At 68.4% G+C, this 12,775-nt stretch carries 17 protein-coding genes; 16 read left to right on the forward strand and 1 reads right to left on the reverse strand.

The features are described 5' to 3' along the window. Positions 1–29 precede the first annotated feature (29 nt). The 13 genes from rpsE to truA all read left to right on the forward strand — a co-directional run bounded on the left by rpsE (position 30) and on the right by truA (position 8,840). A complete protein-coding gene (rpsE, locus tag OG710_RS18200) occupies positions 30–635 on the forward strand; it encodes a 30S ribosomal protein S5 (protein ID WP_111337431.1) in 606 nt (201 codons plus the stop codon). Beyond that, positions 635–817 carry a 50S ribosomal protein L30 gene (gene rpmD / locus OG710_RS18205; RefSeq protein WP_018550611.1) on the forward strand — a complete coding sequence of 61 codons (183 nt, stop codon included), beginning with the start codon at positions 635–637 and terminating at the stop codon, positions 815–817. The genes rpsE and rpmD overlap by 1 nt, the downstream gene beginning before the upstream one ends. Position 818: 1 nt before the next feature. After that, the gene (rplO, locus tag OG710_RS18210) at positions 819–1,274 is read left to right on the forward strand and encodes a 50S ribosomal protein L15 (protein ID WP_018519290.1); all 456 of its coding nucleotides are present in this window, start codon (positions 819–821) and stop codon (positions 1,272–1,274) included. A gap of 224 nt (positions 1,275–1,498) precedes the next feature. Beyond that, entirely contained in the window at positions 1,499–2,818 is a 1,320-nt protein-coding gene (secY, locus tag OG710_RS18215) for a preprotein translocase subunit SecY (RefSeq protein WP_330240268.1), read from the forward strand. After that, positions 2,818–3,477, forward strand: a complete 660-nt coding sequence (locus OG710_RS18220; RefSeq protein WP_330240269.1) for an adenylate kinase — start codon at positions 2,818–2,820, stop codon at positions 3,475–3,477. The genes secY and OG710_RS18220 overlap by 1 nt, the downstream gene beginning before the upstream one ends. A 127-nt stretch (positions 3,478–3,604) precedes the next feature. Next, positions 3,605–4,441 carry a type I methionyl aminopeptidase gene (gene map / locus OG710_RS18225; RefSeq protein WP_330240270.1) on the forward strand — a complete coding sequence of 279 codons (837 nt, stop codon included), beginning with the start codon at positions 3,605–3,607 and terminating at the stop codon, positions 4,439–4,441. Positions 4,442–4,628: 187 nt separating this feature from the next. Next, positions 4,629–4,850 (forward strand): translation initiation factor IF-1, encoded by a 222-nt coding sequence (gene infA, locus OG710_RS18230; RefSeq protein ID WP_003956442.1) that lies wholly within the window; start codon positions 4,629–4,631, stop codon positions 4,848–4,850. 59 nt (positions 4,851–4,909) lie between these two features. Beyond that, positions 4,910–5,023, forward strand: coding sequence for a 50S ribosomal protein L36 (rpmJ, locus tag OG710_RS18235; protein ID WP_003956441.1), 114 nt, complete (start codon positions 4,910–4,912; stop codon positions 5,021–5,023). 194 nt (positions 5,024–5,217) lie between these two features. After that, positions 5,218–5,598 carry a 30S ribosomal protein S13 gene (gene rpsM / locus OG710_RS18240; RefSeq protein WP_018519286.1) on the forward strand — a complete coding sequence of 127 codons (381 nt, stop codon included), beginning with the start codon at positions 5,218–5,220 and terminating at the stop codon, positions 5,596–5,598. A gap of 105 nt (positions 5,599–5,703) precedes the next feature. Then, positions 5,704–6,108 carry a 30S ribosomal protein S11 gene (rpsK, locus tag OG710_RS18245; RefSeq protein WP_003948617.1) on the forward strand — a complete coding sequence of 135 codons (405 nt, stop codon included), beginning with the start codon at positions 5,704–5,706 and terminating at the stop codon, positions 6,106–6,108. Positions 6,109–6,246: 138 nt separating this feature from the next. Beyond that, a complete protein-coding gene (locus tag OG710_RS18250; protein ID WP_073786804.1) occupies positions 6,247–7,269 on the forward strand; it encodes a DNA-directed RNA polymerase subunit alpha in 1,023 nt (340 codons plus the stop codon). A 132-nt stretch (positions 7,270–7,401) separates the two neighbouring features. Then, the gene (gene rplQ, locus OG710_RS18255; RefSeq protein WP_111337441.1) at positions 7,402–7,896 is read left to right on the forward strand and encodes a 50S ribosomal protein L17; all 495 of its coding nucleotides are present in this window, start codon (positions 7,402–7,404) and stop codon (positions 7,894–7,896) included. A gap of 89 nt (positions 7,897–7,985) precedes the next feature. Next, positions 7,986–8,840, forward strand: coding sequence for a tRNA pseudouridine(38-40) synthase TruA (gene truA / locus OG710_RS18260; RefSeq protein WP_330240271.1), 855 nt, complete (start codon positions 7,986–7,988; stop codon positions 8,838–8,840). 27 nt (positions 8,841–8,867) lie between these two features. Here the strand turns inward: truA and OG710_RS18265 are convergent, their stop codons facing one another. Beyond that, positions 8,868–9,734: a hypothetical protein gene (locus OG710_RS18265; RefSeq protein WP_330240272.1), complete on the reverse strand. Its 867-nt coding sequence runs from the start codon at positions 9,732–9,734 to the stop codon at positions 8,868–8,870. Between the two features lie 58 nt (positions 9,735–9,792). Between OG710_RS18265 and OG710_RS18270 the strand changes: the two genes are divergently transcribed. The 3 genes from OG710_RS18270 to rpsI all read left to right on the forward strand — a co-directional run bounded on the left by OG710_RS18270 (position 9,793) and on the right by rpsI (position 12,670). Next, positions 9,793–11,421 (forward strand): ABC-F family ATP-binding cassette domain-containing protein, encoded by a 1,629-nt coding sequence (locus OG710_RS18270; protein ID WP_330242282.1) that lies wholly within the window; start codon positions 9,793–9,795, stop codon positions 11,419–11,421. 236 nt (positions 11,422–11,657) lie between these two features. After that, positions 11,658–12,101, forward strand: coding sequence for a 50S ribosomal protein L13 (gene rplM / locus OG710_RS18275; RefSeq protein ID WP_018101206.1), 444 nt, complete (start codon positions 11,658–11,660; stop codon positions 12,099–12,101). 44 nt (positions 12,102–12,145) lie between these two features. Further along, positions 12,146–12,670, forward strand: coding sequence for a 30S ribosomal protein S9 (gene rpsI / locus OG710_RS18280; protein ID WP_330240273.1), 525 nt, complete (start codon positions 12,146–12,148; stop codon positions 12,668–12,670). The last annotated feature ends 105 nt before the right edge of the window (positions 12,671–12,775 follow it).

Raw genomic sequence — 12,775 nt, forward strand, 5'->3', positions numbered from 1 at the left:
AGCGGACGTAACAGAGAGAGGTAAATCCAATGGCTGGACCCCAGCGCCGCGGAAGCGGTGCCGGTGGCGGCGAGCGGCGGGACCGGAAGGGCCGTGACGGCGGCGCTGCCGCCGCCGAGAAGACCGCGTACGTCGAGCGCGTCGTCGCGATCAACCGAGTCGCCAAGGTTGTGAAGGGTGGTCGTCGCTTCAGCTTCACCGCGCTGGTCGTGGTGGGCGACGGTGACGGCACCGTAGGTGTCGGTTACGGCAAGGCCAAGGAAGTTCCCGCGGCCATCGCCAAGGGCGTGGAAGAGGCCAAGAAGAACTTCTTCAAGGTCCCGCGCATCCAGGGCACCATCCCTCACCCGATCCAGGGTGAGAAGGCCGCGGGCGTCGTCCTGCTCAAGCCGGCTTCCCCCGGTACCGGTGTGATCGCCGGTGGCCCGGTGCGTGCCGTCCTCGAGTGCGCCGGCGTCCACGACATCCTGTCGAAGTCGCTCGGGTCCTCGAACCCGATCAACATCGTGCACGCGACCGTGGCGGCCCTTCGTGGCCTGCAGCGTCCCGAGGAGATCGCGGCCCGCCGCGGTCTGCCCCTCGAGGACGTCGCCCCCGCGGCCCTGCTTCGTGCGCGTGCGGGAGCGGGTGCGTAATGGCTCGCCTCAAGATCACGCAGACGAAGTCGTACATCGGCAGCAAGCAGAACCACCGCGACACCCTGCGTTCGCTCGGGCTCAAGCGCCTGCACGACGTGGTTGTCAAGGAGGACCGTCCCGAGTTCCGCGGCATGGTGCACACCGTCCGCCACCTCGTGACGGTTGAGGAGGTCGACTGACATGGCGGAGAACAAGCCGCTGAAGGCCCATGACCTCCGGCCCGCCCCGGGCGCCAAGACCGCCAAGACCCGTGTGGGTCGTGGTGAGGCGTCCAAGGGTAAGACCGCCGGTCGTGGCACCAAGGGCACCAAGGCCCGCTACCAGGTTCCGGAGCGCTTCGAGGGTGGGCAGATGCCCCTCCACATGCGCCTCCCGAAGCTCAAGGGCTTCAAGAACCCGTTCCGCACGGAGTACCAGGTCGTGAACCTGGACAAGCTCGCGACGCTCTACCCCGAGGGTGGAGAGGTCACGGTGGCCGACCTGGTCGCCAAGGGCGCCGTGCGCAACAACCACCTCGTCAAGGTCCTCGGACAGGGCGAGATCTCCGTGGCGCTGCAGGTTTCGGTTGACGCCGTCTCCGGCTCCGCCAAGGAGAAGATCACCGCCGCCGGCGGTACCGTCACCGAGCTCGTCTGAGACAACTCGGACACATCGGTGTACTGAACATCCGACCGGGGATGCCCTCTCAAATGGGGCATCCCCGGTTGGTCGTTCCTAGGGGGGCGGGTGCGCCGGTAAGGTGGCGTCCGTTGCTGTGGTAACCCCTGGGCGTTCGCCGTCCGGGGACTTTGATTGTTACGTATCCGTCGATCCTCAAGACCGTCACCTCTACGCTCTGCGCGGGGGTCGCAGGAGGCACCGTGCTCACCGGCTTCGCCCGGGCGTTCAAGACGCCCGACCTGCGCAAGAAGCTGCTCTTCACACTCGGCATCGTCGTGCTCTACCGGCTCGGGGCGCACATCCCCGTACCGGGCGTGAGTTACGAGAACGTCCAGACCTGTGTCGATCAGGCAAGCAAGGGCAACAACAGCCTCTTCGGCCTCGTGAACATGTTCAGCGGTGGTGCGCTGCTGCAGATCACGATCTTCGCGCTCGGCATCATGCCCTACATCACGGCCAGCATCATTCTCCAGCTGCTGACCGTGGTCATTCCCCGACTCGAGGCGCTCAAGAAGGAGGGGCAGTCCGGCCAGGCCAAGATCACGCAGTACACGCGTTATCTGACCGTCGCGCTCGCCATCCTCCAGGGCACCGGCCTGGTGGCCACCGCCCGCAGCGGCGCGCTGTTCAGCGGCTGCCCGGTCGCCGACCAGATCGTCCCGAACGACTCGCTCTTCACGACCATCGTCATGGTCGTCACCATGACCGCGGGCACCGCCGTCGTGATGTGGCTCGGTGAGGTCATCACCGACCGCGGCATCGGCAACGGCATGTCGATCCTGATGTTCATCTCGATCGCCGCCACCTTCCCGTCCGCCCTCTGGGCCATCAAGACCAGCGGCAAGCTCGCCGACGGCTGGATCGAATTCGCCACGGTGATCCTGGTCGGCTTCGTGATGGTCGCCCTCGTCGTCTTCGTCGAGCAGGCCCAGCGCCGTGTCCCGGTCCAGTACGCGAAGCGCATGATCGGGCGCCGTTCGTACGGCGGTACGTCGACGTACATCCCGCTCAAGGTGAACCAGGCGGGTGTGATCCCCGTCATCTTCGCCTCGTCGCTGCTCTACATCCCGGCCCTGATCGTCCAGTTCTCGAACTCCACGTCCGGCTGGGCGATCTGGATTCAGGACCACCTGGTCAGGGGTAATCACCCGTACTACATCACCCTGTACTTCCTCCTGATCGTCTTCTTCGCGTTCTTCTACGTGGCGATTTCCTTCAACCCCGAGGAAGTGGCCGACAACATGAAGAAGTATGGTGGCTTCATTCCGGGTATCCGGGCTGGTCGACCTACTGCCGAGTACCTGAGCTACGTGCTCAACAGGATCACTTGGCCGGGCTCGCTGTACCTGGGGCTGATCGCTCTTGTGCCGACGATGGCGTTGGCAGGATTCGACGGCGCGGACCAGAACTTCCCGTTCGGCGGGACGAGCATCCTCATCATCGTGGGTGTGGGTCTGGAGACCGTGAAGCAGATTGAGAGTCAGCTCCAGCAGCGCAATTACGAAGGGTTCCTCCGCTGATGCGAATCGTCCTCGTCGGCCCGCCGGGTGCCGGCAAGGGAACGCAGGCCGCGTACCTTGCCAAGAACCTGTCGATTCCGCACATCTCCACGGGCGACCTCTTCCGCGCCAACATCAGCCAGGGCACTGACCTTGGCAAGCAGGCCCGCGCCTACATGGACGCGGGGCAGCTGGTGCCGGACGAGGTGACGATCGGGATGGCCAAGGACCGCATGTCCCAGCCGGACGCGGTCAACGGCTTCCTGCTCGACGGCTTCCCGCGCAACGTGGGTCAGGCCGAAGCCCTGGACGTGATGCTCAAGGACGAGGGCGTGAAGCTGGACGCCGTGCTCGACCTGGAGGTCCCCGAGGACGAGGTCGTCAAGCGGATCGCGGGCCGCCGCATCTGCCGCAACGACAGCGCGCACGTCTTCCACGCCACGTACAACCCGCCGAAAGCCGAGGGTGTCTGCGACACCTGCGGCGGCGAGCTGTACCAGCGCGAGGACGACAGCGAGGACACGGTTCGCACCCGGCTGGAGGTCTACCACACGCAGACCGAGCCGATCATCGACTACTACCGGTCCCAGGACCTGGTGGTCACCATCTCCGCGCTCGGCAAGGTCACCGATGTGACCGACCGGGCCATGGAGGCGCTGAAGAAGTCCGCAGAGGACTGAGCAGCCCCCCGTAGTACCGCAGTACGAGCCGGCCGCGGCGTCCTCGGACGCCGCGGCCGACTGCGTGCCGCCGCGTATCGTGGAACATCCGTCCCCCGTCACCGCCCTACCGGAAAGGCGCCGCAGCATGGTGCAGATCAAGACCCCCGAGCAGATCGCCAAGATGCGTGAGGCGGGGCTGGTGGTCGCTGCCATCCACGCGGCGACCCGCGAGGCCGCGGTCCCCGGCGCCACCACCCGCGATCTGGACCAGGTCGCCCGCAAGGTGATCGCCGACCACGGGGCGAAGTCGAACTTCCTGGGGTACGGCGGGTTCCCCGCGACCATCTGCACCTCGGTGAACGAGGTCGTCGTCCACGGCATCCCGGACGACAAGACGGTCCTCAAGGACGGCGACATCATCTCCATCGACGCCGGCGCCATCGTGGACGGCTGGCACGGCGACGCCGCGTACACGGCCTTCGTCGGTACGGGGCACGCTCCGGAGCTGATCGAGCTGTCGCGGGTGACCGAGGAGTCGATGTGGGCCGGCATCGCCGCGATGAAGGTCAACAACCGGCTGGTGGACATCTCCAAGGCGATCGAGTCCTACATCCGCCGCCAGCCCCGTCCGGCCACCGGCAAGTACGGGATCATCGAGGACTACGGCGGGCACGGCATCGGCACCGAGATGCATATGGACCCGCACCTGCTGAACTACGTCTCCCGCAAGCGCGGCAAGGGCATCAAGCTGGTGCCCGGCGTCTGTCTGGCGATCGAGCCCATGGTGTCCCTCGGCACGGCCCGTACGGAGGTGCTGGAGGACGAGTGGACGGTCATCACGACGGACGGCACCTGGTCCTCGCACTGGGAGCACTCCATCGCGCTCACGGAGGAGGGCCCGCTGGTCCTCACCGCCCCGGACTGCGGCCGCGAGAGGCTCGCGCAGTACGGCGTCCAGGCCGCCCCGGACCCCCTCGCCTGAGCGGCCGGCCGATCCGCGCCGATCCGTTCCGGTCCGGAGGTCTAAGGATCTCCTCCGGTGGGCAAACTTGACGGATTCGCCTTTGGCAGTCCGCTGACGTAGACTGACTCGTCGGCTCTCGTGCATCCGTGTGTCCGCATGCGGCGGAGCGAGAGACGATCAAGGTAGCCGATTCGAAAGGCGAAGCGTGGCCAAGAAGCAAGGTGCCATCGAAATTGAGGGCACCGTGATCGAGTCCCTCCCGAACGCCATGTTCAAGGTGGAGCTCCAGAACGGTCACAAGGTCCTCGCGCACATCAGCGGCAAGATGCGTATGCACTACATCCGCATCCTTCCGGATGACCGGGTCGTCGTGGAGCTCTCTCCGTACGACCTGACGCGTGGCCGGATCGTCTACCGCTACAAGTAGATCTTGCCGCCGCCCGCCTCCGCGCGGCGTCGGCACTGACCCGGAGAACCTGACATCCCATGAAGGTCAAGCCGAGCGTCAAGAAGATCTGCGACAAGTGCAAGGTGATCCGCCGTCACGGCCGGGTCATGGTCATCTGCGACAACCTGCGCCACAAGCAGCGCCAGGGCTGACGCACGACCCCCTGCATCTCGCAGTTCTTCGCGCGACGCACGTAACACGTACATACGCAGAACCCGTCCAAGCCACGGCTGACGGCACCTCCGGCGGGGGCCGGGGACCCGGACGTACCACCTCTCCCAGCGAGGGGTCGGCGGTCGGGAGTGGTTCTGCGGAAGACCCCCGACTTAACAACTGGAGCCATTGAATGGCACGCGTTTCAGGTGTTGACATCCCGCGCGAAAAGCGCGTGGAGGTTGCCCTCACCTACGTCTTCGGCATCGGGCGCACCCGGTCCAAGGAGATCCTCGCCACCACCGGCGTGAACCCGAACACCCGTGTTCGCGACCTGGCCGAAGAGGACCTGGTCAAGATCCGCGAGTACGTGGACGCCAACCTCCGCACCGAGGGTGACCTCCGCCGCGAGATCCAGGCCGACATCCGCCGCAAGGTCGAGATCGGCTGCTACCAGGGTCTGCGTCACCGCCGTGGCCTCCCGGTCCACGGTCAGCGCACCAGCACCAACGCCCGTACCCGCAAGGGTCCGCGTCGCGCGATCGCCGGCAAGAAGAAGCCGGGCAAGAAGTAGTCCTCAGCGGACGCACTGCGAGCGACCGGAATCCCGGGCCTCAGCAGCAACCAGCGGTCTTCGCTGTAGGACCGATCACCTCCCCTCTCCATCTGGAGTCAAGACATGCCCCCCAAGGGTCGTCAGGGCGCAGCCAAGAAGGTGCGTCGCAAGGAAAAGAAGAACGTCGCTCACGGCCACGCGCACATCAAGAGCACGTTCAACAACACGATCGTCTCGATCACGGACCCCACGGGCAACGTGATCTCCTGGGCCTCCGCCGGCCACGTCGGCTTCAAGGGCTCGCGCAAGTCCACCCCCTTCGCCGCGCAGATGGCCGCCGAGTCGGCCGCCCGCCGCGCGCAGGAGCACGGCATGCGCAAGGTCGACGTCTTCGTCAAGGGTCCCGGCTCCGGCCGTGAGACCGCGATCCGCTCCCTCCAGGCCACCGGCCTCGAGGTCGGCTCGATCCAGGACGTCACCCCGACGCCGCACAACGGCTGCCGTCCGCCGAAGCGTCGCCGCGTCTGATCCGTCGCGGCCGGTGACGGCCGTACGGCAGTAGCGTGGGTACGGGCGGTATGCCCCCTGCGGGGGTGTACCGCCCGTATCCTTGTTTCATCTGTCGGGTGTCAAATAGTGGGCGCCCACGACTGAAGGATTCACATCATGCTGATCGCTCAGCGCCCGTCGCTGACCGAAGAGGTCGTCGACGAGTTCCGCTCGCGGTTCGTCATCGAGCCGCTGGAGCCCGGCTTCGGCTACACGCTCGGCAACTCTCTGCGCCGCACGCTCCTCTCCTCGATCCCGGGTGCCGCCGTCACGAGCATCCGCATCGACGGTGTCCTGCACGAGTTCACCACCGTGCCGGGCGTCAAGGAGGACGTCACCGACCTCATCCTCAACATCAAGCAGCTGGTCGTCTCCTCGGAGCACGACGAGCCGGTCGTGATGTACCTGCGCAAGCAGGGCCCCGGCCTGGTCACCGCCGCGGACATCGCCCCGCCGGCCGGTGTCGAGGTGCACAACCCGGACCTGGTCCTGGCCACGCTGAACGGCAAGGGCAAGCTGGAGATGGAGCTGACCGTCGAGCGCGGTCGCGGCTACGTCTCCGCCGTCCAGAACAAGCAGGTGGGCCAGGAGATCGGCCGTATCCCGGTCGACTCCATCTACTCGCCGGTGCTCAAGGTCACGTACAAGGTCGAGGCGACCCGTGTCGAGCAGCGCACCGACTTCGACAAGCTGATCGTCGACGTCGAGACCAAGCAGGCCATGCGCCCGCGCGACGCCATGGCGTCGGCCGGTAAGACCCTGGTCGAGCTGTTCGGTCTGGCCCGCGAGCTCAACATCGACGCCGAGGGCATCGACATGGGCCCGTCGCCGACGGACGCCGCGCTCGCGGCGGACCTGGCGCTGCCGATCGAGGAGCTGGAGCTCACGGTCCGCTCGTACAACTGCCTCAAGCGCGAGGGCATCCACTCGGTGGGCGAGCTGGTGGCCCGCTCCGAGGCGGACCTGCTCGACATCCGCAACTTCGGTGCGAAGTCGATCGACGAGGTCAAGGCGAAGCTGGCCGGTATGGGCCTCGCGCTCAAGGACTCGCCTCCCGGCTTCGACCCGACCGCCGCCGCCGACGCCTTCGGCGCCGACGACGACGCGGACGCCGGTTTCGCGGAGACCGAGCAGTACTGAGTCGCCTCCCGGCCGGGGTGCCCTTCCGGGTGCCCCGGTCCGGCGACAGCACACACTTCCGCGCGGCGGCCGCCGCGCGGGAACTGACACCGGTACCTGATACGGCCGGTGCAGCACACAAGGAGAAAACCCATGCCGAAGCCCGCCAAGGGTGCCCGTCTGGGCGGCAGCGCCGCGCACGAGAAGCTTCTTCTCAACAACCTCGCGAAGTCGCTGTTCGAGCACGGCCGCATCACCACGACCGAGGCCAAGGCCCGCCGCCTGCGTCCGGTCGCGGAGCGTTTCATCACCAAGGCGAAGAAGGGCGACATCCACAACCGTCGCCTGGTGCTGCAGTCGATCACGGACAAGGGCGTCGTCCACACGCTCTTCACCGAGATCGCCCCGCGGTACGAGAACCGCCCCGGTGGCTACACCCGCATCACCAAGATCGGCAACCGTCGTGGCGACAACGCCCCGATGGCCGTCATCGAGCTGGTCGAGGCGCTGACCGTGGCGCAGCAGGCCACCGGTGAGGCCGAGGCCGCCACCAAGCGTGCGGTCAAGGAAGACGCGGCCAAGAAGGACGAGACCCCGGTCGAGTCCGTCGAGGACGCGGCGCCGGTCGAGGACGCGAAGGACGCCTGAGCGTTCCGGAACCACTGAACGGGTCCGCACCACCCTCCGGGGCGGTGCGGGCCCGTTCGGCTTGTACGGGATCTTGAGAGGATGCGCTGGTGAGTGACGAGGTGGAGCCCGGATTCGTCCGGGTGCGGCTGGACCTGGCCTACGACGGCAAGGACTTCTCCGGCTGGGCGAAGCAGACCGCCCGGCGCACGGTCCAGGGCGAGATCGAGGACGCGCTGCGAACCGTGACCCGGTCCCCGCGTACGTACGACCTGACGGTGGCGGGCCGCACCGACGCCGGGGTGCACGCCCGCGGCCAGGTCGCCCATGTGGACCTGCCGGCCGAGGTGTGGGCCGAGCACGAGGAGAAGCTGCTGCGGCGGCTCGCCGGGCGGATGGCGCCCGACGTCCGCATCTGGCGGATCGCGGCGGCCCCGGCGGGGTTCAACGCCCGGTTCTCCGCCCTGTGGCGCCGGTACGCCTACCGCGTCTCCGACCGGCCCGGCGGGGTGGACCCGCTGCTGCGCGGCCATGTCCTCTGGCACGACCGCCCGCTGGACGTGGCCGCGATGAACGCCGCCGCCGCCCGGATGACCGGGGAGCACGACTTCGCCGCGTACTGCAAGAAGCGCGAGGGCGCGACGACCATCCGCACGCTCCAGCGGCTGCACTGGGTGCGGGACGGGGCGAGCGGGATCATCACCGGCACCGTGCAGGCGGACGCCTTCTGCCACAACATGGTGCGCGCGCTGGTCGGCGCGATGCTCTTCGTGGGCGACGGCCGCCGCCCCGACCCGTGGCCGGCCGAGGTGCTGGCGGCCGGGGTGCGTGACCCCGGCGTCCATGTGGTGCGCCCGCACGGGCTGACCCTGGAGGAGGTCGCGTACCCGGAGGACGGGCTGCTGGCCGCGCGGGCGGTGGAGGCCCGCAACGTGCGCAGCCTGCCCGCGGCCGGCTGCTGCTGAGCGAAGGGCGCGGTCCGGACGGAAGACCTACGTGGTGGTGAGGTTCGCGGCGGCCGACGCCTGGACCTCGCCCCGGTGGCGGATCTGCCGGAACGTGTGGTCCGTGAGGTCGTCGCCGGTGCGGTAGACGTCCTGGTCGGCCTTGGTGACGTTCCGGCCGTCCGTGAAGCCGCCGACCGTGAAGTACGCGTACCGGCCGTACGAATTCGCGGTGCGGCGGCAGATCACGCCGTCGCGGCAGAACACCGGGACGCCGGAGCCGCTGAGCGAGGCCAGCCCGCCGCTCGCCTGCCGGGCGGTCCGCTTGGCCTGCGCCTCGGTGTCGAAGACCGCGACGCCCACGGTGACCGCCACGCCGTCCTTGCTGTACGTGGCCCGGATGACCTGGTCGCAGCCGTTGTTCCGGAGGATCGAGCCGAGGGCGCCCTGGGTGGTGGCGGCGCAGTTCTCGGTGCGGTGGGTGGCGCCCCGGCTGTACGTACGGTCGCCGGCGGTCAGCTTCGGGCCGGGGAAGAACGCCTGGACGTTGATCGGCAGCCGGTCCTTCGTCGCGTCGGAGACGTAGTCCCCAGGGTCCGGCGGGGGCGGCGGAGCCACCGAGGAGAAGGACGGCTCGGGCGCAGGGATCTCGCTGGGCAGGTCGCTCGCGGTCGGCAGCTCGCTCGCGTGCTTCCCGGCGGTGGCGTCGGAGCCGTTCCCGTCGGCCGCGATGACGGCCAGCGCCACGGCCGCGGCGACGGCCGCGGTGGCCACCGCGCCCCCGCCGACGAACAGCCACCTGCGCCGCCTGGCCCGAGCCGCGGAGGCATCGGCGAGCGCCTCCCAGTCGGGCGTTCCGCCGTTCCCCGGCCCCGCGGACCCCCAGGGCGAGGGCCCCCCATCCCCAAAGCTCATGCCGCGCATCCTAGACGCCCCGTAATCCGGTTGGGTCAACGCTTCGGTGGCCGTGACAATGCTGTGCATGGGACATCTCGAAGCGGGCCATCTTGAGTACTACCTTCCGGACGGGCGGGTGCTGCTCGGCGATGCCTCGTTCCGGGTGGCCGACGGGGCCGTCGTCGCGCTCGTGGGCGCGAACGGCGCCGGCAAGACCACGCTGCTGCGGCTGCTGGCCGGGGAGCTCCAGCCGCACGGCGGCACCGTCTCGGTGAGCGGCGGGCTCGGCGTGATGCGGCAGTTCGTGGGCTCAGTGCGCGACGAGCGCACGGTCCGCGACCTGCTGGTCTCCGTCGCGCAGCCCCGCATCCGGGAGGCCGCGCTCGCCGTGGACCGCGCCGAGGAGCGCATCCTCACCGTGGACGACGAGGCCGCGCAGATGGCGTACGCGCAGGCGCTGAGCGACTGGGCGGAGGCGCGCGGCTACGAGGCCGAGACCCTCTGGGACATGTGCACGACGGCAGCCCTCGGCGTCCCGTACGAGAAGGCGCAGTGGCGCGAGGTGCGCACGCTCTCCGGCGGCGAGCAGAAACGGCTCGTCCTGGAGGCGCTGCTGCGCGGCCCCGACGAGGTGCTGCTGCTCGACGAGCCGGACAACTATCTCGACGTCCCCGGCAAGCGGTGGCTGGAGGAGCGGCTCAAGGAGACCCGTAAGACGGTCCTGTTCGTCTCCCACGACCGGGAGCTGCTGTCCCGCGCAGCGCAGAAGATCGTCAGCGTGGAGCCGGGACCGGCCGGCAGCGACGTCTGGGTGCACGGCGGCGGCTTCGACACGTACCACCAGGCCCGCAAGGAGCGGTTCGCCCGCTTCGAGGAGCTGCTGCGCCGCTGGGAGGAGGAGCACAAGCGGCTCAAGGCCCTCGTGCACCGGCTGCGCCAGCAGGCCGCGATCAGCCCCGACATGGCCAGCCGCTACCACGCGATGCAGACCAGGTTCCGCAAGTTCGAGGAGGCGGGCCCGCCGCCGGAGCCGCCGCGCGAGCAGGACATCCGGATGCGGCTGCGCGGCGGCCGGACCGGGGTGCGCGCGGTGACCTGCGCCGGGCTGGAGCTGACCGGCCTGATGAAGCCGTTCGACCTGGAGGTCTTCTACGGGGAACGGGTCGCCGTCCTCGGCTCCAACGGGTCCGGCAAGTCGCACTTCCTGCGGCTGCTCGCGGGCGAGCCCGTCGCGCACACGGGGGAGTGGAAGCTCGGCGCGCGGGTGGTCCCCGGCCACTTCGCGCAGACCCACGCGCACCCGGAGCTGCTGGGCCGCACGCTGGTGGACATCCTGTGGACCGAGCACGCCAAGGACCGGGGCGGGGCGATGTCCGTGCTGCGCCGCTACGAGCTGGAGCGGCAGGGGGACCAGGCGTTCGAGAAGCTGTCGGGCGGCCAGCAGGCCCGGTTCCAGATCCTGCTCCTGGAGCTGTCCGGCACGACCGCGCTGCTCCTCGACGAGCCCACGGACAACCTGGACCTGGAGTCGGCGGAGGCGTTGCAGGACGGTCTGGAGGCGTACGAGGGCACGGTGCTCGCGGTGACGCACGACCGCTGGTTCGCGAAGAGCTTCGACCGCTATCTGGTCTTCGGCTCGGACGGGGTCGTCCGGGAGACCTCGGAGCCGGTGTGGGACGAGCGGCGGGTCGAGCGGGCCCGGTGAGGGGGAGCGGCGGGGGCGCGTTTTGACCCGTCCGGGGCGATGCGGGTAGGGTCGAGGACTGTTATGCGTATGGGCAGTGTCGTTTGGATGCGAGAAGCCCGTACGTAAGTTCTCTGGAGCAGTTACCAGTGGCTCGCATACGGGCATCGCCCCGGCATTGTGCGCCCCAGCTGCATGATCGCTTCAGAGGTGTCGTGTGTCTGGACCCCATCCACTGAAGAAGCGAAGGCTACGAAGTGCGTACGTACAGCCCCAAGCCCGGCGATGTGACCCGCCAGTGGCACATCATTGACGCGCAGGACGTCGTCCTGGGCCGTCTCGCCACCACGGCTGCGAACCTCCTCCGAGGCAAGCACAAGGCGATCTACGCCCCCCACATGGACATGGGCGACTTCGTCATCATCATCAACGCCGACAAGGTTCACCTGTCCGGCAACAAGCGCACCCAGAAGATGGCCTACCGCCACTCCGGTTTCCCGGGCGGTCTGCGTTCGGTGCGTTACGACGACCTCCTGGCGAACAACCCGGAGAAGGCCGTCGAGAAGGCCATCAAGGGCATGATCCCCAAGAACTCCCTGGGCCGTCAGATGATCTCGAAGCTGAAGGTCTACGCGGGCGACCAGCACCCGCACGCTGCGCAGCAGCCGGTCCCGTACGAGATCACCCAGGTCGCGCAGTAGTTCCGGCCTCCCCCCAAGACATAAAGAAAGATCTGAGGAGAATCGTGGCCGAGACCACTGTAGAGACCGTCGAGGGCACCGAAGGCGAGGAGAACTACGCCGAGGTGACCACCTTCGAGTCGGAGGTCCCCGTCGAGGGCGAGTACACCTCCGAGTCGCTCGCCGGCCGCTTCGGCGACCCGCAGCCCGCCGCCGGCCTGGGCCGTCGCAAGAACGCGATCGCCCGCGTCCGGATCGTCCCCGGCACCGGCAAGTGGAAGATCAACGGTCGCACCCTGGAGAGCTACTTCCCCAACAAGGTGCACCAGCAGGAAGTCAACGAGCCCTTCAAGGTGCTTGAGCTGGACGGCCGCTACGACGTCATCGCCCGTATCGCGGGTGGCGGCGTCTCGGGTCAGGCCGGTGCCCTGCGCCTCGGTGTCGCCCGCGCGCTGAACGAGGCGGACGTGGACAACAACCGCCCGACCCTGAAGAAGGCCGGCTTCCTCTCCCGCGACGACCGTGCGGTCGAACGCAAGAAGGCCGGTCTCAAGAAGGCCCGCAAGGCCCCGCAGTACAGCAAGCGCTAAACCGCCTGCTCACCCGCGTTACACGTTCGCCCCGGCGGCACACCTCGTGCTGCCGGGGCGTTCGTTTATCGACATCCTCGGGCATATAACGACATAAGGCGTTCA

The sequence above is a fragment of the Streptomyces sp. NBC_00525 genome (assembly GCF_036346595.1).
Taxonomy (GTDB): Bacteria; Actinomycetota; Actinomycetes; order Streptomycetales; family Streptomycetaceae; genus Streptomyces.